18 protein-coding genes and 1 pseudogene are annotated in these 18389 nt (G+C 70.2%); 8 read left to right on the forward strand and 11 right to left on the reverse strand.

The features are described from left to right. Nucleotides 1–283 precede the first annotated feature (283 nt). The 7 genes from Ari01nite_RS16745 to mca form a co-directional block, all read right to left on the reverse strand. Nucleotides 284–718 carry a glutaredoxin domain-containing protein gene (locus Ari01nite_RS16745; RefSeq protein ID WP_203782186.1) on the reverse strand — a complete coding sequence of 145 codons (435 nt, stop codon included), beginning with the start codon at nucleotides 716–718 and terminating at the stop codon, nucleotides 284–286. A 10-nt stretch (nucleotides 719–728) separates the two neighbouring features. Further along, entirely contained in the window at nucleotides 729–1226 is a 498-nt protein-coding gene (gene purE, locus Ari01nite_RS16750) for a 5-(carboxyamino)imidazole ribonucleotide mutase (protein ID WP_203782187.1), read from the reverse strand. Continuing rightward, nucleotides 1226–2368 carry a 5-(carboxyamino)imidazole ribonucleotide synthase gene (locus tag Ari01nite_RS16755; protein ID WP_203782188.1) on the reverse strand — a complete coding sequence of 381 codons (1143 nt, stop codon included), beginning with the start codon at nucleotides 2366–2368 and terminating at the stop codon, nucleotides 1226–1228. The genes purE and Ari01nite_RS16755 overlap by 1 nt, the downstream gene beginning before the upstream one ends. Before the next feature lie 28 nt (nucleotides 2369–2396). Next, on the reverse strand, nucleotides 2397–4388 hold the full coding sequence (locus Ari01nite_RS16760; protein ID WP_203782189.1) for a thioredoxin domain-containing protein: 1992 nt from the start codon (nucleotides 4386–4388) through the stop codon (nucleotides 2397–2399). Nucleotides 4389–4647: 259 nt separating this feature from the next. Beyond that, nucleotides 4648–7191: a putative bifunctional diguanylate cyclase/phosphodiesterase gene (locus tag Ari01nite_RS16765; RefSeq protein ID WP_203782190.1), complete on the reverse strand. Its 2544-nt coding sequence runs from the start codon at nucleotides 7189–7191 to the stop codon at nucleotides 4648–4650. A gap of 249 nt (nucleotides 7192–7440) precedes the next feature. Then, nucleotides 7441–7734: a hypothetical protein gene (locus Ari01nite_RS16770; protein ID WP_239162800.1), complete on the reverse strand. Its 294-nt coding sequence runs from the start codon at nucleotides 7732–7734 to the stop codon at nucleotides 7441–7443. Between the two features lie 76 nt (nucleotides 7735–7810). Beyond that, nucleotides 7811–8671, reverse strand: coding sequence for a mycothiol conjugate amidase Mca (gene mca / locus Ari01nite_RS16775; RefSeq protein WP_203782215.1), 861 nt, complete (start codon nucleotides 8669–8671; stop codon nucleotides 7811–7813). 142 nt (nucleotides 8672–8813) lie between these two features. Between mca and Ari01nite_RS16780 the strand changes: the two genes are divergently transcribed. Together Ari01nite_RS16780 and greA are read left to right on the forward strand one after the other, a co-directional pair. Then, nucleotides 8814–9233 carry a DUF4307 domain-containing protein gene (locus tag Ari01nite_RS16780; RefSeq protein WP_239162799.1) on the forward strand — a complete coding sequence of 140 codons (420 nt, stop codon included), beginning with the start codon at nucleotides 8814–8816 and terminating at the stop codon, nucleotides 9231–9233. 139 nt (nucleotides 9234–9372) lie between these two features. After that, complete coding sequence (gene greA / locus Ari01nite_RS16785; RefSeq protein ID WP_203782193.1) at nucleotides 9373–9867, forward strand: transcription elongation factor GreA; 495 nt, start codon at nucleotides 9373–9375, stop codon at nucleotides 9865–9867. Nucleotides 9868–9919: 52 nt separating this feature from the next. Here the strand turns inward: greA and ilvA are convergent, their stop codons facing one another. The 3 genes from ilvA to Ari01nite_RS16800 are packed head-to-tail and all read right to left on the reverse strand — an operon-like array spanning nucleotide 9920 to nucleotide 13701. Beyond that, nucleotides 9920–11149 (reverse strand): threonine ammonia-lyase, encoded by a 1230-nt coding sequence (gene ilvA, locus Ari01nite_RS16790; RefSeq protein WP_203782194.1) that lies wholly within the window; start codon nucleotides 11147–11149, stop codon nucleotides 9920–9922. A gap of 21 nt (nucleotides 11150–11170) precedes the next feature. Next, entirely contained in the window at nucleotides 11171–12529 is a 1359-nt protein-coding gene (locus Ari01nite_RS16795; RefSeq protein ID WP_203782195.1) for an amidase, read from the reverse strand. A gap of 14 nt (nucleotides 12530–12543) precedes the next feature. Beyond that, complete coding sequence (locus tag Ari01nite_RS16800; RefSeq protein ID WP_203782196.1) at nucleotides 12544–13701, reverse strand: cystathionine gamma-synthase; 1158 nt, start codon at nucleotides 13699–13701, stop codon at nucleotides 12544–12546. A 24-nt stretch (nucleotides 13702–13725) separates the two neighbouring features. On the opposite strand from Ari01nite_RS16800, the gene Ari01nite_RS16805 reads away from it, so the two are divergent. From Ari01nite_RS16805 to Ari01nite_RS16830, 5 genes and pseudogenes are all read left to right on the forward strand, one after another. Beyond that, a complete protein-coding gene (locus Ari01nite_RS16805) occupies nucleotides 13726–14139 on the forward strand; it encodes an HIT family protein (RefSeq protein WP_203782197.1) in 414 nt (137 codons plus the stop codon). Nucleotides 14140–14187: 48 nt separating this feature from the next. Beyond that, complete coding sequence (gene msrA / locus Ari01nite_RS16810) at nucleotides 14188–14847, forward strand: peptide-methionine (S)-S-oxide reductase MsrA (RefSeq protein ID WP_203782198.1); 660 nt, start codon at nucleotides 14188–14190, stop codon at nucleotides 14845–14847. A 29-nt stretch (nucleotides 14848–14876) separates the two neighbouring features. After that, nucleotides 14877–15221, forward strand: a pseudogene (locus tag Ari01nite_RS51400) (AlbA family DNA-binding domain-containing protein); the annotation flags it as partial. A gap of 133 nt (nucleotides 15222–15354) precedes the next feature. Further along, nucleotides 15355–16125 (forward strand): ATP-binding protein, encoded by a 771-nt coding sequence (locus Ari01nite_RS16820; RefSeq protein WP_203782199.1) that lies wholly within the window; start codon nucleotides 15355–15357, stop codon nucleotides 16123–16125. Nucleotides 16126–16354: 229 nt separating this feature from the next. Continuing rightward, the gene (locus Ari01nite_RS16830) at nucleotides 16355–16669 is read left to right on the forward strand and encodes a hypothetical protein (protein ID WP_203782201.1); all 315 of its coding nucleotides are present in this window, start codon (nucleotides 16355–16357) and stop codon (nucleotides 16667–16669) included. Here the strand turns inward: Ari01nite_RS16830 and Ari01nite_RS16835 are convergent. Next, a complete protein-coding gene (locus Ari01nite_RS16835; protein ID WP_203782202.1) occupies nucleotides 16666–16827 on the reverse strand; it encodes a hypothetical protein in 162 nt (53 codons plus the stop codon). The two genes, Ari01nite_RS16830 and Ari01nite_RS16835, sit on opposite strands and share 4 nt — an antisense overlap. A 98-nt stretch (nucleotides 16828–16925) precedes the next feature. Between Ari01nite_RS16835 and Ari01nite_RS16840 the strand changes: the two genes are divergently transcribed. Beyond that, on the forward strand, nucleotides 16926–18350 hold the full coding sequence (locus Ari01nite_RS16840) for a CYTH and CHAD domain-containing protein (RefSeq protein ID WP_203782203.1): 1425 nt from the start codon (nucleotides 16926–16928) through the stop codon (nucleotides 18348–18350). Nucleotides 18351–18389: the final 39 nt, after the last annotated feature.

Raw genomic sequence — 18389 nt, forward strand, 5'->3', positions numbered from 1 at the left:
TTCTTGTCGATGTGGTGTCTGCCAGGTGCTATGCCAGGTGCTGCAAGTCGCCACGATCCCCACGGCGCGCGTGAAGGTCGTCGATTTCCGGATCGCCGGTTGCAGCAGCTCCACAAGATCGGCAGCCAGCGAACAGCTCAGCAAGATCTCGACCGGCGAAACAGCACCGCCAAACAGCACCCCGCGCGCGAAGGCAGCGCCGGCCGAGCGGCCCGCGGCACAGCTAGGCGAGACATGCGCGGAGCGCGATCGGATGACCCCGCCGGCTGCGAAACGGCCGGGGTCAGGCGCGCTGGAGCATTTCGCGGACCAGCTGAGGGTTGGGGTTGACGTGGGGCTGGCCCTGGAACACCACTGTGGGCACCGTCTCGTCGCCGCCGGTGGCTTCGCGCACTGAGGCTGCCCCGGCGGGGTCTGCCCAGATGTCTACCCAGTGGGCGCGGGTGGCGTGGCGGCCCAGGCTTGCCCGCAAACGCATGCAGAACGGGCAACCCGGTCGCCAGTAGACGATCGGGCGGCCGTCGGTGGCGGTGGCGTTGCGGGCCTGCGCGTCGGTCACCGAGGGCGGGAACGCGCGCGGGGACAGCACCGCGGCGCCCACCGAGCAGAGCAGGAACAGCACTACGCCGCCGGTCACGGCGCCGGAGGCCAGCATGGCGCCGCCCACCACGACGCCGCACGCGAACAGGACTATTGAGCCACGCCAGCGCCGCATCATGGGACGGACGCTACCCCAGCAGGCGGTCGCGCAGCGCGGCGTCTTTTTCGGCCACCAGTTTTTCCAAGCTTGCCTGGAAGGCGGTCATCCGGGCGCGCAGCGCGGGGTCGGCGGCGGCCAGGATGCGTACCGCCAAAAGGCCCGCATTGCGTGCGCCGCCGATCGAGACCGTGGCCACCGGGATGCCGGCGGGCATTTGGACGATCGACAGCAGCGAGTCAATGCCGTCGAGGTGCTTCAGGGGCACCGGTACGCCGATGACCGGCAACGGGGTCAGCGACGCCACCATGCCGGGCAGGTGGGCCGCACCGCCGGCGCCCGCGATGATGACCTGGATGCCGCGGTCGGCCGCCGACTCGGCGTAGTCGACCATTTTGCGCACGGTGCGGTGGGCCGACACCACGCCCACCTCGAACGGCACCTCGAACTCGGCCAGCGCCACCGCCGCCGCCTCCATCGTGGGCCAGTCCGAGTCGCTGCCCATGATGATGCCGACCACCGGTGCCATTACTCGCCTTCCTGAAGCCACTGGGCGGCGCGGGCCGCGCGTGCCCGCACCGAGGTCAGGTCGTCGCCGAGGACCGTCACGTGGCCGATCTTGCGGCCGGGGCGGACCTGCTTGCCGTACAGGTGCACGCGGGCGCCCGGATCGTCCGCGAACAGGTGGTGCAGGCGCTCGTCGATCGAGATGCCGCCGGGCGGGCCGCCCAGCACGTTCGCCATCACGACCGCGGGCGCCGCCAGCGAGGTCTCGCCCATCGGGTAGTCGAGGACGGCCCGCAGGTGCTGCTCGAACTGGGACGTGCGGGCGCCCTCGATGGTCCAGTGCCCGGAGTTGTGCGGGCGCATCGCGAGTTCGTTGACCACGATGCCCCGGTCGGTCTCGAACAGTTCGACCGCCAGCAACCCCACCACGCCGAGCGACCGCGCCAGGTCGATGGCCAACTGCTGGGCCTCCACGGCCAGGTCTTCGGAGAGGCCCGGGGCGGGCGCCAGCACCTCGACGCAGATGCCGTCCCGCTGCACCGTCTCCACCACCGGATACGCCGCGACCTGCCCGAACGGCGACCGCGCCACCAGGGCCGCGAGCTCGCGCCGCAGCACCACCCGCTCCTCGACGATCAGCGGCGTGCCGGTCGCCACGAGTTCCGCGGCCTCGGCCGGCGAGGAGAGCATCCACACGCCCTTCCCGTCGTACCCCCCTCGGGTTGCCTTGGCCACGACGGGCCAGGAGCCCGCCGCGAAGCTCTCGATCTCTCCCGCCGAGTTAACCCGCCGCCAGCGCGGCACCGGCGCCCCCAGCGCCGCGAGCCGCTCCCGCATCAGGCCTTTGTCCTGCGCGAACACCAGCGCCTGGGAGCCCGGAAAAATCTTGACGCCCTCGGCCTCGAGCGCCTCGATGTGGTCGGTGGGCACGTGCTCGTGGTCGAACGTGACCGCCTCGCACCCCTTCGCAAACTCGCGCAGCGCCGCCAGATCGGTGTGCGTGCCGATCCGCACGTCGGCGGCCACCAGCGCGGCACTGTCATCGGCCGACACGCTCAGCACGCGCAGCGACTGACCAAGGGCGATCGCGGCCTGGTGGGTCATCCGGGCCAGTTGCCCGCCTCCCACCATGCCGACTACGGGCAGACCGGTTCGGATATCCATCGCCCGCCAAGCGTAACGACGGCCCAGCTCAGGTCGAGAGGCGGGCGGTCAGCTCGGCGACGTCGGTCACCGGGCGGTCGCAGACGAACCCCCGGCAGATGTACGCCGTCGCGCGCTCGTTCTGGAGCGGGCGGTCGGCCAGCAGCGGGACGCCCGGGCGATCGGGTTCGCCGGCGACGATCACCGTGCCGGGTGGGGCGTGGCGGTGGGCGGCGGCCAGCAGGGGATCGTCCGGGTCGTGGGTGGCAATGGCGATCTCGTACGGGCCGGCCAGCGCCGCCTCGGCCGCGGCGGCGCTGTAGCCGGCGAAGCGGGCGTGACCGGCGAACAGCGGGGCCGCGTGCTTCAGCGCCTCGTCGGCCGCCTCGCGGTACGGCGTCTCGCCGGACAGGGCCGCGAAGGTGACCAGCGCCGCGCAGATCGACGACAGGCCGGACGGGGTCGCGTTGTCGGTCGGGTCGGCGGGGCGGGTGACCAGGCGTTCCGCGTCGTCGGCGGTGTCGTAGAAGCCGCCCGTGCCGGTGCCGAAGTGGGCCAGCGCCACGTCGAGCAACCGGCGGGCCAGGTCGAGCCAGCGGCCGTCGGCGGTCAGCTGGTGCACGGCCAGGAACGCCTCGGCCACGCAGCCGTAGTCCTCCAGCACACCGGCCGGTTCGCCCGCCGTGCCGTCGCGGGAGACCCGGCGCAACCGGCCGTCGATCAGGTGGCGGGTGGCCAGCACCTCGGCCAGGGCGATGGCGGCCGAGCGCGAGTCGGCGGAGCCGGTCAGCACGCCGTGTTCGGCCAGCGCCGTCACCGCCAGGCCGTTCCAGGAGGCCACCACCTTGTCGTCGCGGGCCGGCTGCGGGCGCTCGGCACGGGCCGCCAGCAGCCGCGCGCGTACGTCCTGCCATCGCTGGACCAGCGACGGCTCGGCGCCGTCGATGTCTCGCGCCAGCACCAGCACGCTGGTGCCGTGCTCGAACGTGCCGTCCGCGGTGACCCGGAACAGGTCGGCCGCCCAGGCGCCGTCGTCGGGCCCCAGCACCTCGGTGAGCTGGGCCGGGGTCCAGGCGTAGGTGAGACCCTCCACCCCGTCGGTGTCCGCGTCCAGCGCCGAGGCCAGCCCACCGGCCGGCGTGGCCAGGTCGCGCAGCAGGAACGCCGCGGTCTCGTCGGCGATCCGGCGGGCGAACGGGTCGTCGGTGATCCGCCACAGCTGGGTGTAGGCCCGCAGCAGCAGCGCGTTGTCGTAGAGCATCTTTTCGAAGTGCGGGACGGTCCAGGTCGCGTCCACCGCGTACCGGGCGAAACCGCCGGCCAGCTGGTCGTAGATGCCACCGCGGCCCATCTGCTCGGCCGCGTGCCGGACGATCTCGATCGCCTCCGGCGAACCGGTGCGCTGGTGGTGCCGCAGCAGGAACAGCAGGTTCATGTGCGGCGGGAACTTGGGCGCGCCGCCGAATCCGCCGTACGTCTGATCGTGTTCCTTGGCCAGGCCGGCCGCCGCGGTCTCGAGCAGTTCGGCCGAGACCGGCGCGGTCGGCCCGCTGGCCAGTTGGGTGCCGCCGATGGCCTGCACCACCGCGGCGCCCTGCCGCACCACCTCGTCCCGCTGCTCGCGCCAGGCCGTGCCGACCGCACCGAGCAGCCGGGCGAAGTTGGCCTTCGGGAAGTAGGTGCCGCAGAAGAACGGGTCGCCTTCGGGGGTGGCGAACACCGTCATCGGCCAGCCGCCCTGCCCGGTCATCGCCTGGGTGGCGGTCATGTAGACCGAGTCGACGTCGGGGCGCTCCTCGCGATCCACCTTGATCGAGACGAAGCCCTCGTTCATCAGGTGGGCGACCGCCTCGTCCTCGAAGGACTCGTGCGCCATCACGTGACACCAGTGGCAGGCGGCGTAGCCCACCGAGATCAGGACCGGTACGTCACGGCGGCGGGCTTCCTCGAAGGCGGCCTCTGTCCACGGCCACCAGTCGACCGGGTTGTTCTTGTGCTGCAACAGGTATGGCGACGTGGCGTCGGCTAGCCGGTTGGACATCCCTGCTGCTCCTGACCTCGATGTGTGCTCACGGCATCCCCGTCAAGTTCGGTGGCGCCCAGGCCGAGCACCGCCGCGCACGGGTCACCGAGCAACCGGCTCCAGAATGCCGCCAGTGCCGCCGGGTCGGACAGTCGAGGTTCACGTGGTGCAGCCGTCCGACCGGCATGGGTGTACTCCGTCCGGGACCAATACCTAGCCGTCACCATCCTGCCAGTTCGGCCCCGTCCGTGCGGCCATGGCCAGGAAGTCCGGCGCGCTACGAGGCGTCGTCCGCCCGGATCGGGCGCAGCCGGGTCGGCGCCGACTCGGCCAGCTGGATGAGGGCCGGCACGATCCGGTCGATCGGCATCGGCTTGCAGAAGTGGTAGCCCTGCGCGGTGGGGCAGTTGAGCGCGATCAGCGCGGCCCGCTGCTCGATGGTCTCGACGCCCTCGGCGACCACCCGGACGCCGAGCCTCGCGCCGAGTTCGACGGCACCGCGGACCACCGCCTCGGCCGCCGCGGAGTCGATCATGTTGTCGACGAACGAGCGGTCGATCTTGATCTCGTCGAACGGGGCCCGGGTCACGATGGCCAGCGAGCTGTAGCCGGTGCCGAAGTCGTCCAGGGAGAGCTGGACGCCGGAGTCGCGCAGCTCGGCCAGCACGTCGTCGACGATCGGCAGTTCGCTCACCGCGACCGACTCGGTGATCTCCAGCACCAGCCGGGACGCCGGGGTGCGCTGCCGGCGCAGAGCCTCGGCGACCTGGGCCGGGAAGGTGGGGTCGAGCAGGCTGCGGGCCGACACGTTCACCGACACCGGCAGGTCGACGCCGGCCGCGTTCCAGCTCGCGGCGGCGGACAGCGCCAAGTCGAGGACCCGGCGGGTGAACGGGGTGAGCAGTTCGGTGTGCTCGACGGTCCGGATGAAGTCGTTCGGCGACAGCTGTCCGCGCCGCGGGTGCCGCCAGCGGACCAGCGCCTCGATCCCGGTCGGCGCCGAGGTGACCAGGTCGACCGCGGGCTGCAGCTCGAGCACGATTTGATCGTCGGCGGCCAGCGCGTCCTGCAGCTCGGCGAGCAGGGCCAGGCCGTCGGTGGTCACCGCATCATGAGTGCTGTCGTACGTGGCGATCGCCACTTCCTGCTGTTTTGCCTGGTCGAGAGCGAGCGACGCGCGCCGGACCAGCTCGGACAGGTCGGCTCGGCCGGCCTTCGCGACCGCCACGCCCACCGCGATCTCGACGGCCAGGCGGACACCGGCCACCTCCATCGGCAGTCCGATGTGCTCGACCAGCTCGCGCGCCCGGCGCAGGGCCAGCGGCAACGGGCTGGGCACCTCGTGCAGCGGCGTGGTCGAGTCGGCGAGCCCGGCGATGGCCGGCACCAGCAGCGCGAACTCGTCGTCGCCGGTGCGCGCCACCAGTTCGTTCTCGCGGGACAGGTCGGCCAGCCGCTCGGCGATCAGTCGCAGCACCTCGTCGCCGCAGCCATGCCCGAGCGTGCCGTTGACCTCGCGGAAGCTGTTCACGTCGAGCAGCAGCAGGGCCACGTGCCGGTCGCGGTCGAGCCGGCGCACCGCGTGGTCGCCCTCGGTCAGCAGGGTGGCCCGGTTTTTCAGGCCGGTGAGCTGGTCGTGCACGGTGTCGTAGGCGACCCGCTGCTGCAATTCGGCGACCTGCTCGTGGGCGGCGGCGTCATGCAGTGCGGCACCGAGCGCGTCGCCGTACGCGGAGATCGCGGCCTCGTCCCGCGGCGCCGGCAGGGTCGGCTCGGACAGCCAGACGGTCAGCTCGCCGACGATCTCACCGGACACCGCCATGGACCGGGTGATGGCCGGACCGGGCAGTCCGGCGATCGCGTTGTCCTGGCCGGGGCCGTCCTCGGCGTACCGCCGCTCGCCGGCCGGCGTGCGCACCTCGATCTCCACCCGCCGGGCGCCGAAGACGTCGAGCGCACCGCGCAGGCCGGCCGCGACCACCTCGGACTCGGTGCCGCCGGGCAGTGCCGCGGTGGCGGCCGCGAACGCCTCCCACATCCGGCGTTCCTCCTCGGCGCGCAGGTGGAAGCGGTAGGTGCGCTGCAGCAGCCACAGCGCGGGCAGGAAGCCGACCAGCCAGATCGGGCCGCGGATCAGGGCGTAGACAGCGCCGAGACCGATCAGCACGTTGCCCACGAACATCGGGATCTTCGCGTACGGCACCCGGGTGAAGATCTGCCCGGCCGCCGCGTCGCGGTGCACCGTGAGGGTGAGCGCCGCGAGCCCGAACGTGATGAGGAGGTAGGTGAGCGCACCGGCCACCAGCGCGGCCTGCATCCGCGCGCTGAGCACCGGGGCGTCGCCGGCGAGCAGGGCGGCCACCGTGGTGGCGCCGGCCGCGCCGAGGGTGAGCGACGCCGACAGGTGCGCGACCTCGGCGACGTTGCGGTGTTCGTCCAGCCAGGACAGCAAAGCCCAGGCGACCACGGCGCCGATCAGGGTGGCGGCCGGTATCCAGCCGGGCGGCGCCACCACGAAGCCGATGACGAACGCCGCCTCGCCCCAGGAGATGGACACGAGACCGCGGCCGAGCCGGAACCGCAGCCGGGCGAGTTGCCCGGCGGCCACGAGCAGTGCCGCCAGGCCCATTCCGGCCATTACCGAGAGTGGACGGTCGGCGGGTCGCGGAACGGGCAGGAGCGCCCCGATGACGGCCACCAGAACGGCGGTGCCGAGCACTGCGGCGGTAAGCGCGCGAACGGCTTTGGACCGGCCCGCGAGGCCGGCCAGGTCCGTCCATGATCGACGGACGGCCGCGTCGGTCACCGGAGGGGCGGTCATGAGTTGTCCCAGTTCACGTGCGGCACTCGCGAATGCACGTGCATCTGCAGGAGCGAAAGCCGGGGGCGGGGAATGGTCATTTTCGGCGCCCCCTTCCGCGCAGGGTCAGGGCCGTTGAGGCCCCCGGGCGGAAGGCTAAATCAATCCCGATGAACAGAACAGGGGTTGACGCACGACGCGTGTCCGCTTTACGTCTGACCAATACGGAGAGTATTGATCGACGACGACGTCGAACCACCTGCGACTAGGTTAAACGCGGCCCTGGTCGCCTTTCGCGGGGGCGGCATCACCCTCAGTAGTAATGCCTTTAACCTCGTCTTTCGTAGCCGGCGGACCGGCTGACGATCGATCCTGGTCGACGTGAGACGGATTCGTCTCAGCGCCGGGACGCTCGAGGTCGGCATTCAGACGCGCAATCTCCGCCTCACGCTGTGTCTGCTCGGCGTCAGGAAAACTGTCGGGAAGCCGACGAATGCGCTTGTTCATATTGCGGATCAGCAGGACAGTCGCTATGACCAACAGCACGATGACGAACAGGCCCATGGGACCTGCCAGTCCGCCGGAGCGGGTGTCGCCGAAGTTGTTGACCGAAAAGATGTCCACCCGCTGATGGTACTGCTCAGTGAGCGTCGGCCGGCTCGTGGATACCGGCGAAGAGGTCGGACTCCGGCACCGGGCTGTCGACCAGGCAGCGGGCCAGCTCGAAGTCCTCGGTCGGCCACACCTTTTGCTGCAGTTCGAGCGGGATGCGGAACCAGAAGCCGTCCGGGTCGACCTGGGTGGCGTGCGCCCGCAGCGCGTCGTCGCGGACCGTGAAGAAGTCACCGCACTCGATCCGGGTGGTGATCCGGTCACCCCGGTCGTCGCGGTCGGACCACTTCTCCAGCCACTCGGTGTACGGCGACTCGAGGCCCGCCGACAGCATGCCCTCGTGCAGGGCCAGCATCCGGGCGCGGGTCCAGCCGGAGTTGTAGTACAGCTTCAGCGGCTGCCACGGCTCGCCCAGCTCGGGGTATTTCTCCGGGTCGCCGGCGGCCTCGAAGGCGGCCACCGAGACCTTGTGACACATGATGTGGTCGGGGTGCGGGTAACCGCCGTTCTCGTCGTACGTGGTCATGACGTGCGGCCGGAACTCGCGGATCAGCTTGACCAGCGGCTTGGCCGCCTCCTCGGGGTCCATCAGCCCGAAGCAGCCCTCGGGCAGCGGCGGCAGCGGGTCGCCCTCGGGCAGCCCGGAGTCGACGAAACCGAGCCAGGCCTGGTCGACGCCGAGGATCTCGCGCGCCCGGGCCATCTCGGCCCGGCGGATGTTGGTGATGTCGGCCAGCACCTCGGGCCGATCCATCTTGGGGTTGAGCACACTGCCCCGCTCGCCACCGGTGCAGGTCGCGACCAGCACTTTAGCCCCGTCCGCCACATACTTCGCCATGGTGGCGGCGCCCTTGCTCGACTCGTCGTCGGGGTGGGCGTGCACCGCCATGAGACGCATCTGCTCGGTCACCGGAGAACTCCCTGCGGGTCGGGTGGCTCAGGCCGGCTGTAACACTGGAGCCGGCATGGGAAGGATGGACCTTGCCATTCTGGCCGATCCCCCCGACAAGAAACGCACGAGAGGTCGTCAGGTGAGCGAGACGCGCGCCACAACTCCGGCCTTCCCGCCGGGCCGGTACGGTCGGCGGCGTTCCGGCAGGCGGCGGCCGGTGCTGCCGATCATCGCCCTGGCCGTGGTGCTGGCCGCGTCGGCGCTGCTCTCGGTGCGCCTCTACGAGCGGTACGGCCAACTCGACTACCGCGCCCAGATCGTCGGCTGGCAGGAGCCCACCGACACTCGCATGATCATCAAGTTCACGGTCCGGGTGCCGGCCGGCCGGTCCGCCTCGTGCGTGCTGCGGGCCCGCGACTTCGAGGGGAACGAGGTCGGCCAGCGAACCGCCGTGGTAAGCCCCGAACCCGGCGAAACCACCATCCGGGCCGAGGAACCGGTGGACACCACCGAACGGGCCTCGGTAGGCGACGTCATTCGTTGTCAACCGGCCGGTTGACCCACTGTCGCCCGCCGTTTGAATAGTGCAAGATCGAGCAATCCAGGCGCCGTGCGTACCGCTGGTAAGCTTGGTGATTCGCTCCGTTCAGCATGTTTGGCGATGTTGAGCGTTCCCCGTTCCAGCAAGGAGATCGACCGTGTCCAGTTCAGAGGCGCCCAAGACTTGGCTTTCTCAGGACGCTCACGACCGGCTGCAATCTGAGCTCGACGAGCTGATCGCCGCTCGTCCCGTGGTCGCCGCTGAGATCAACGCGCGCCGCGAGGAGGGTGACCTGCGGGAGAACGGCGGTTACCACGCCGCCCGCGAGGAGCAGAGCAAGCAGGAAGGCCGCATCCAGTACCTCAAGGAGTTCCTGCGCAACGCCGAGGTCGGCGAGGCACCGTCCGCCGACAGTGTGCAGCCCGGCTCGGTCGTCACGATCTACTTCGACGACGACAAGACCGACACCGAGACGTTCCTGCTCGGCTCCCGCGAGATCGCGTCGACCACCGACCTGACGGTGTACAGCCCCGAGTCGGCGCTCGGCAGGGCGATCCTCGGCAGCAGCACCGGCCAGACCGTGACCTACACGGCGCCCTCCGGCGCCGACATCAAGGTCACGGTGGTCAAGTTCGGCCCGTTCGAGGGCTGATCATCCTTTTGGCGGTACGGCGGCCGGGTTGTTCCCGGCCGCCGTTTCGTCGTTATGGGGTGGCGTCGGAGAGCAGGGCCACCCGGTAACCCGACCCGCGCAGCATGCTGATCAGCGCGGCCGAGTGGTCCGGGCCGCGGGTCTCCACCGAAAGCGCCACCTCGACCTCGCCGAAACTGAGCCGCGGGCTCTCCCGCGAATGCGCCACGTCCACCACGTTCGCCCGCTGCTCGGCGATCTCGGCCAGCAGCCGGGCCAGCTCGCCCGGCCGGTCGCCGCAGCGCACGGCCAGGCGCAGGAAGCGGCCCGCCGAGGCCAGCCCGTGCTCGATCACCCGCAGCAGCAGCATCGGGTCGATGTTGCCGCCGGACAGCACGGCCACCACCGGGCCGTCCGCGGGCGGGCGGTAGGCACCGGTCAGCAGGGCCGCGACCGCCGCGCCGCCGGCCGGCTCCACCACCATCTTGTGCCGCTCCAACAGCACCAGCAGGGCCGCCGACAGATCCTCGTCGGTGACCGTGACGACGTCGTCGACCATCTTGCTGACGTGCGCGAACGGCAGATCTCCGGGCCGCCGCACGGCGATGCCGTCGGCGATCGTGACGCCGTGCGGCAGCTTGGTCGGCCTCCCGGCGGCCAGTGAGGGCGGGTACGCGGCCACGCCGCTGGCCTGCACACCGACCACCCGGATCGCCGGTCGCAGCGCCTTGGCCGCCACCGCTATGCCCGAGATGAGCCCGCCGCCGCCGACCGCCGTCACGATCGTGGTCGCCTCCGGGCACTGCTCGATGATCTCCAGGCCGACGGTGCCCTGCCCGGCGATCACGTCCGGATGGTCGAACGGGTGGATCAGCACCGCACCGGTCTCGGCGGCGAACACCCGGGCCGCGTCCAGCGCGTCGTCGACGCTGTTGCCCGCGTACTCGATGGCCGCGCCGTACCCCTTGGTGGCGGTGACCTTGGGCAGCGGCGCACCCTCCGGCATGAAGACGGTGGCCCGGGCGCCGAGCAGCCCGGCGGCCAGCGCCACCCCCTGCGCGTGGTTGCCGGCACTCGCCGCGACCACGCCCCGGGCCCGCTCGGCCGGCGACAGCCGGGCGATCCGGGTGTACGCGCCGCGGACCTTGTACGACCCGGCCCGCTGCTGGTTCTCGCACTTCAGCCAGGCCGGCACCCCGGCGATCTCGGTGAGCAGGCGCGACGGGATCAGCGGCGTGGTCTTGACGACGTCGCCGAGCAGGGTGCGCGCCGCCTCGATGTCGGCCAGCGAGAGGAGATTCATGACCCCGATGCTGCCACCCGGTCAGCCGAAGGCGTGTCGCTGCCAGGGGTTGCGGACCTCGAACTGGCCGGCCACCGCGAGCAGCAGCAGTTCCGAGTCGGGCGGGCCGACCAGTTGCACCGCGAGCGGCAGGCCGTCCGGGCGCAGGCCGACCGGGAACACGATGGCCGGCAGGCCGGCCACGTTCCAGGGGGCGGCGTACGGTGCGTACCGCATGCTGGCCGACATGTTGCGCCGCCAGGACCCGGTGGACAGCCCTTCGGCGAGCGGCGGCGCGGCGGCCAGCGCCGGGGTGAGCAGCAGGTCGACGTGGTGGTCGGCGAAGAACTTGATCGACCGCTCTCGGAACGCGTCCCGCGGCGCCTGCCCGGTCAGTCCGCTGCGCAGCGCCCACTTGCCGAGCCGGATGTGGTTGCGGGTGCGCGGCTGAAGCCGGGTGCGGTCCAACTCGGTCGACTCCCGGTAGGCCGAGGCGAACCAGGTGGCCAGCACCCGGATGCCGAGCGAGACCGGGTACGGCGGGTCGGCCGTCACGGTGTCGTGCCCGGCTTCGACCAGCAGTTTCGACGCGGTGGCCACGGCGCCGAGGTTTGCCTCGTCCGGCCGGACGCCGACCACCGGCGAGCGGGTCGAGACGCCGATCCGCAGCCGGTCCGGCTCGACCAGCTTGGCCGGCTCGCGACCGGCCAGCACCGCGAAGCCCAGCGCCGCGTCGGCCACCGTGGTGGTCAGCACGCCGTTCTCCACCAGGCCGAACCAGTTGTCGATGCCGAGTTCGGCGGGGATCACGCCGCGGCCCGGCTTGAGCCCGACCAGCCCGCAGCAGGCCGCCGGGATCCGGATCGAACCGAGCCCGTCGTTGCCCTGGGCCATCGGCACCAGCCCGGCCGCGACCGCGGCGGCCGAACCGCCGGACGAGCCGCCCGGCGTCCGGTCGCGGTCCCACGGGTTCCGGGTCGGCCCGTCGCCGTCGTCGGTCACCGCCCAGAGCCCCATCTCGGGCATCTTGGTGACGCCCACGACGATGGCACCGGCTCCGCGCAGCCGCCGCACCACCTCGTGGTCCTGCTCCGCGACCGGCTTGCGGGCCGCCGCCGAGCCGCACCAGGTGGGCAGGCCGGCGACCGCGGTGTTCTCCTTGACCGCCACCGGCACCCCGGCCAGCGGCAGGTTGGCGAGGTCTTCCTGGTCGTCGACCTTTTCCGCCTCGGAGAGCGCCTCGCCGGCCCGGACCACCCGGAACGCGTCCAGCGATGGGTCGGAGATGGAGATCTGCTCGATGGTGTCGGCGACGACCTGAGTCGCACTCACGTCGCCGCGCCGCACCGCCCGGGAGATCTGCCTGGCCGTGGCACCAACCCAGCTAGAACCGTCCGACATCCCCTGCTCCGTATTCAGTCTCCGCCGAGCGCCTGCTCCAGATCGGCGAGCAGATCGTCAACGCTCTCGATGCCGACAGACAGTCGCACGAGATCGGCGGGGACTTCAAGCGGCGAGCCCGCAGCGGACAGGTGTGTCATCTGTCCCGGGTGCTCGATCAGCGATTCGATGCCTCCGAGCGACTCGGCGAGCACGAAGAGCTTCGTCCGGTTGCAGACCGCGATGGCCTGTTCGGGCCCGCCGGCGGCTCGGAACGACACCATGCCGCCGAAGCGCTGCATCTGCTTGGCCGCGACCTCGTGCCCCGGGTGGGTGTCCAGGCCGGGGTACAGGACGCTCGCCACGGCCGGGTGCTCGGTCAGGTACCGGACGATGCGCTCCGCGTTGTCACAGTGCCGGTCCATGCGTACGCCCAATGTTTTGATCCCCCGCAGCGTGAGCCAGGCGTCGAAGGGACCGTTCACCCCACCCATCGCATTCTGGAAGAATGCGATCTGGTCCCCCAGATCGTCGGTCGCGGTGACCAGCGCCCCACCCACCACGTCGGAGTGTCCACCCAGGTATTTCGTGGTGGAGTGGACGACCACGTCGGCGCCGAGCGCGAGCGGCTGCTGCAGATAGGGCGAGGCGAACGTGTTGTCGACCACCAGCATCGCGTCGTACTCGTGCGCCAGGCCGGCCAGCGCCGGGATGTCGGCGATGTTGAGCAGCGGGTTGGTCGGCGTCTCCACCCAGATCATCCGGGTCACACCCGGCCGGAAGGCGGCGCGCACCTGGTCGAGATCGTCCAGCGGGACCGCGGTCCAGTCCAGCCCCCAGTTCTCCAAAACCTTGGCAAAAAGGCGATAAGTGCCGCCGTACGCATCACCCGGGATGACCACATGATCGCCGGGCCGGCAGACCGCGCGCAGCAGGGTGTCCTCGGCGGCCAGCCCGCTGGCGAAGGCGAGCCCGCGCCGGCCGCCCTCGATCGCGGCCAGGCACTCCTGGAGGGCGTCGCGAGTGGGGTTGGCGGAGCGGCTGTACTCGTACCCGAGACGGGGCGCGCCGACGGCATCCTGCGCGTACGTGCTCGTCTGGTAGATCGGTGGCACCACCGCACCGGTCCGCGGATCCGGGTCGGACCCGGCGTGGATGGCGAGGGTGTCGAAGCCGTAGCTGTTAGCCGTCATGTTCCGCAAGGCTAGTCTCACCTGGTGGCGGACTGTGTGTTCTGTGGCATCGTGGCGGGCTCGATACCCGCGTTCAAGGTCTTCGACGGCCCGGCCGGGGTCGCCTTCCTCGACACCCGCCCGGTCTTCAAGGGCCACGTCCTGGTGGTGCCGCGTACGCACGTAGTGACCTTGCCCGATCTCGACCCGGCCGTCCTGCCGGAATATTTCGGACTTGTACGGAATATCGCGGCAGCGGTGCCGGCCGCGCTCGGCAGTCAGGGCACCTTCGTGGCCGTCAACAACATCGTGTCCCAGTCGGTCCCGCACCTGCACACCCATGTCGTCCCCCGCACCAAGGGCGACGGCCTGCGCGGCTTCTTCTGGCCCCGGCACAAATACGCGTCCGACGAGGAAGCCACCGAGTACGCCGAGAAGATCGCCAAGCAACTCGGGTAAGGCCGGCCGCACCCCCGGCGTTACACGAGGCGGACGAAGGGAGTGACCGTGTTCCTGCGGCACAAGAAGCTCGAGCTGCCCACCCCCGACCAGGCCCTGCCGGGCCGCCTGCTGGAGATGCCGATCGCCGACACGCACGAGGTGCTGGGCACCCCGCTGAAGGGCCCGTGGCCGGCCAACCTCGAGGTTGCGGTCTTCGGCATGGGTTGTTTCTGGGGCGCCGAGCGCATCTTCTGGAAGCTGCCCGGGGTCTTCTCCACGGCAGCCGGCTACGCGGGCGGTTTGACCGCGAACCCCACCTACGAGGAGACGTGCTCCGGCTCGACGGGCCACACCGAGGTGGTCCAGGTCGTGTACGACCCGGCGAAAATCGCGTTCGAGGATTTGCTGAAGGCTTTCTGGGAAAACCACGACCCGACCCAGGGCATGCGCCAGGGAAACGACGTGGGCACCCAGTACCGTTCGGCGATCTACACCACCACCGATACCCAACTGGCCACCGCAAAGGCGTCCGAGGCCGCATTCCAGCCGGTGGTGTCAGCAGCCGGCCATGGCGAGATAACCACGGAAATCAAGCCGCTGACCAGGTTCTTCTACGCCGAGGACTACCACCAGCAGTACTTGGCCCCGACCAAGAACCCCAACGGCTATTGCAATCACGGCCCCAACGGCCTGACCTGCCCGGTCGGCGTCGCCCGGGTTGACTGACGATCGCTGTATTCGGGCTCGTATCCGCGATGGGGTACGAGCCCAACTCGTCCTTCCCGGTGGAGACCGGCGCGCCCAACCGAAACCGGCGGCTCGCTACTCGCAACCACACTCGAAACAGCGCGACCGGCCGTGAAGCGTCCGCGCTTGCCGCCGCCCCAGAGGAAGTTGGCAGGCTGCTGCTGGCTGTGCCCGAGGACCAGTGGTTCGACCGGAAGGCTGCATCGATCCAACCCAAGAAGCTGGCCGAAGCGCTCGTGGCTTTCGCGAACGCCGAGGGCGGGACAGTCGTCGTCGGACTGGACCGTCCGGAGATCCAAGGCTTGAACCGCGTACGCGGCAAGCTGAACGACCTTCGGCAGGCACCAATCGCGCTGACCTCTCCCCCAGCGCCGAGAGCTCGAATTCGACAAGGGTCAGGCCCAGTTCGATGGATTCGCGGCCGAGGGGGTTTCTCTCTCGGATATCGACGAAGGCCTGGTCGAGGCTTATCAGAGTCGAATCGGCGTGCAGTCGCGATCGATAAAGGACGTTTTCAACGCCCGGAGTCTACTTACGCTGAAGGGCCACGTCACCAACGCGGGCTATCTGCTGTTCGGCAGGACCCCGCAAATCCTCTTCCCGCAGGCATACATCCGGATCATTCGGTTCCTCGGGGTGGAGCGCGGCACAGGAGCCAGGCTGGGCGTAGAGGAGGGCATGGACATCCGGGTCGAAGGATCGATCCCGTGGGCCGTACAAAGAGCTACCGCCGAAATCGAGAGGATGATACCGCAACGGCGATCGCTCTCTCCCGCTGGCCGATTCGAGGCGGCACCCATCGTGCCCCGCGACGCCTGGCTGGAAGGACTTGTCAATGCGGTGATTCACCGGTCATACAGCCTGTCCGGCGACCATATCCGGGTGGAAATCTACCCGAACCGCATAGAAATCGAGAGCCCTGGAAGATTTCCCGGCCTGGCCAACCCCGCCAAGCCGCTCGAAATCAGTCGCTTCGCCCGCAACCCGCGAATCGCGCGCGTCTGTGCGGACCTGCGCATCGGGCTGGAGCTGGGTGAAGGAATCAAACGAATTTTCGAGGAGATGCGACGTGTCGGCCTCAGCGATCCCGTGTATGTCCAGACGCAGGGAAGCGTCCGGCTGACCCTCGCCGATATCCCCCGCATCGATCCGCGAGTCGAGGCTCGTTTGCCACCCGGAAGCCAGTGCGTCCTCGACACCCTACGGTCGGCGTCGGCCCTCTGGGCACCGGAGACTTGGCAGAGACTCTCGGCATGAGCCGGCCGTGGACTATCACTCGCCTGCGCGCGCTGCGGGACGAGGGACTAGTGGCATGGAGCGGGAAAAGCGCCCGCGACCCTCGCGCCGTCTGGGCCGTGCACGAATAAGCGCCGCTGCGGCAGGGGTAGGCCCCGTACCGGATTTCATGCCTGGGAGTGGAAAAGATCGACATGTCCCGACATTGCTCCGCAAACTGGGAGTCGATGTGTCGATGAGGAGGTGTCCTTTGCCAGGCTTCAACAGCGAGGAGGAACGCGCCGCCTGGACCCTGGCCGAGTCGCTGGCCGAGCAGGCTCGGGCGATGATGCGTCAGGCCGAGAATGCGCTGGAAACGTGGAAGACCGGTAAGGAAATGAACCGGCTGCGCTGTGAGCGGCGCGGGATCAGCGCCTCGGACGCCGAGATTCGCTGGTCCGGGTCGGCACCGGCGAAGAACGCGCTGACCGACAACAGTTTTCACGTCGGGCTCGCCACGATGTATTTCAGTGCGGCCACCGCGAACTATTCGAGGGCCCTCTATCTCCGCGGTGAGGGAGGTTAGGGCCGGTCGTCCTTTTCCGCCATCGGGGCCGGTTTGGGCTGTGGCGTGTCGGTGGGCGCCGCGGCCGCCGGGGTGGACAGGGCCAGGCCGAGCACGGCACCGGCGCTGATCAGGCCCAGGCCGGTCAGTGAGATGGGACGGCGGTCGGGCTTCTCCATGAGTCCCGACGGTGACAGCCGAAGCTGGGATCCACCTGTGCAGAAGCTGCCAATCGTTTGGTCTGTGTCTGCGCGCGCGGCTCGGGCAACATGAACTAATGGAGATCGCCAACGAGACCGAACGCAAGTACGACGTCCCCGAAGGCTTCCAGCTGCCTCGGCTCGTGGGCACGGCCGGCATCGCGCGGGCCGACGACGCCGAGACGCACGAGCTCGACGCCACCTACTTCGACACCGACGAGTTGCACCTGATGCGCCACAAGCGCACCCTGCGGCGGCGCACCGGGGGCAGCGACGCCGGCTGGCACCTCAAGACCCCGGGCAGCGGCACCAGCCGCACCGAGCACCGCCTGCCCCTGAACGACGAGCCCGATCAGGTGCCGGCCGAACTGCGCAGCCTGGTCCGGGTCTTCGCGCGGCGCCGACCACTCAAGCCGGTGGCCCGGCTGTTCACCACGCGCGTCGAGACGCCGTTGCGCGACGCCGAGGGCACCACGCTCGCGCTGATCGCCCAGGACCGTGTCACCGCCGAGGCCGACGGCGGCGAGCAGCGCTGGCAGGAGGTCGAGGTCGAGCTGGTCGACGGCTCCCCTGAACTGCTCGAGGCGGTCGAGAGCCGCCTGCTCGCGGCCGGTGCGACCCCGGCGGCCGGCCCGTCGAAGGTCGCTCGGGCGCTCCACGGTCGGCTCGCGGCCAGCAAACCCGGCAGAAAGTCAAAATCTCCAGTCATCGCGTACGCGCGTGAGCAGCGCGACGCCCTCGCCGAGTTCGACCCGGGGGTCCGTCAGGGCGACCCCGAGGCGGTGCACAAGATGCGCGTCGCCACCCGCCGCCTGCGCAGCACTCTGCGCACCTTCAAGCGCTCTTTCCCCGACTTCGCCGAGGTGGCCCCCGAGCTGAAATGGCTGGCCGACCTGCTCGGCACGGTCCGCGACGGTCAGGTGCAGCGCGGCAAGCTGCTCGCCGAGGTGCAAAATGCCGGCCCGGACTTCGCCGATGCCGCGCGCCGGATCGCCGAGCACCTGGACGCCCAGGTCGACCGCGGCCGCGCCGAACTGGCCGAGGTCCTGGAGAGCGAGCGCTACCTGGCCCTGCTGGACCGGGTCGACGCGCTCGCCGACAGCCCGGGTACCGGCGAGAAAGATCCGCTGGGCCGGGCCCGCAAGAGCCTCGCCAAGGCGGACGGCCTGCTCGACCAGGCCATGGCCGCCGGCGAGGACCACGAGTTGCACGACGCCCGCAAGGCCTACAAGCGGGCCCGGTACGCGGTGGAGGTCTTCGCGCCGGACGGCGGCAAGCCGGCCAAGAAGCTGATCGACCGGCTGACCGACCTGCAGGACGTACTCGGCTCGCACCAGGACTCGGTGGTGGCCCGCGAACTGCTGCTCGACCTCGGCCCGGACAGTTTCTGGTTCGGCGTGCTCTATGCCCGGCAGGAGCAGGTCGGCCGGGACACCTACGCGGATCTCCCGGGGGTCATCGAGCAGTCGCGGAAGAACAAGCTTCGGAAATGGCTCAACTGAAGTTCAGCTGTCGTCCCGTTCAGGGGTGGGCGGACGTGG

The organism is Paractinoplanes rishiriensis, from assembly GCF_016862375.1.
GTDB classification, from domain to species: Bacteria; Actinomycetota; Actinomycetes; order Mycobacteriales; family Micromonosporaceae; genus Actinoplanes; species Actinoplanes rishiriensis.

Bases quoted from the DNA above. Each gene is read 5' to 3' on its own strand.
- Ari01nite_RS16745 (WP_203782186.1), bottom strand. From the start codon at position 718: ATGATGCGGCGCTGGCGTGGCTCAATAGTCCTGTTCGCGTGCGGCGTC.
- purE (WP_203782187.1), bottom strand. From the start codon at position 1,226: ATGGCACCGGTGGTCGGCATCATCATGGGCAGCGACTCGGACTGGCCC.
- Ari01nite_RS16755 (WP_203782188.1), bottom strand. From the start codon at position 2,368: ATGGATATCCGAACCGGTCTGCCCGTAGTCGGCATGGTGGGAGGCGGG.
- Ari01nite_RS16760 (WP_203782189.1), bottom strand. From the start codon at position 4,388: ATGTCCAACCGGCTAGCCGACGCCACGTCGCCATACCTGTTGCAGCAC.
- Ari01nite_RS16765 (WP_203782190.1), bottom strand. From the start codon at position 7,191: ATGACCGCCCCTCCGGTGACCGACGCGGCCGTCCGTCGATCATGGACG.
- Ari01nite_RS16770 (WP_239162800.1), bottom strand. From the start codon at position 7,734: ATGGGCCTGTTCGTCATCGTGCTGTTGGTCATAGCGACTGTCCTGCTG.
- mca (WP_203782215.1), bottom strand. From the start codon at position 8,671: ATGGCGGTGCACGCCCACCCCGACGACGAGTCGAGCAAGGGCGCCGCC.
- ilvA (WP_203782194.1), bottom strand. From the start codon at position 11,149: ATGAATCTCCTCTCGCTGGCCGACATCGAGGCGGCGCGCACCCTGCTC.
- Ari01nite_RS16795 (WP_203782195.1), bottom strand. From the start codon at position 12,529: ATGTCGGACGGTTCTAGCTGGGTTGGTGCCACGGCCAGGCAGATCTCC.
- Ari01nite_RS16800 (WP_203782196.1), bottom strand. From the start codon at position 13,701: ATGACGGCTAACAGCTACGGCTTCGACACCCTCGCCATCCACGCCGGG.
- Ari01nite_RS16835 (WP_203782202.1), bottom strand. From the start codon at position 16,827: ATGGAGAAGCCCGACCGCCGTCCCATCTCACTGACCGGCCTGGGCCTG.
- Ari01nite_RS16840 (WP_203782203.1), top strand. From the start codon at position 16,926: ATGGAGATCGCCAACGAGACCGAACGCAAGTACGACGTCCCCGAAGGC.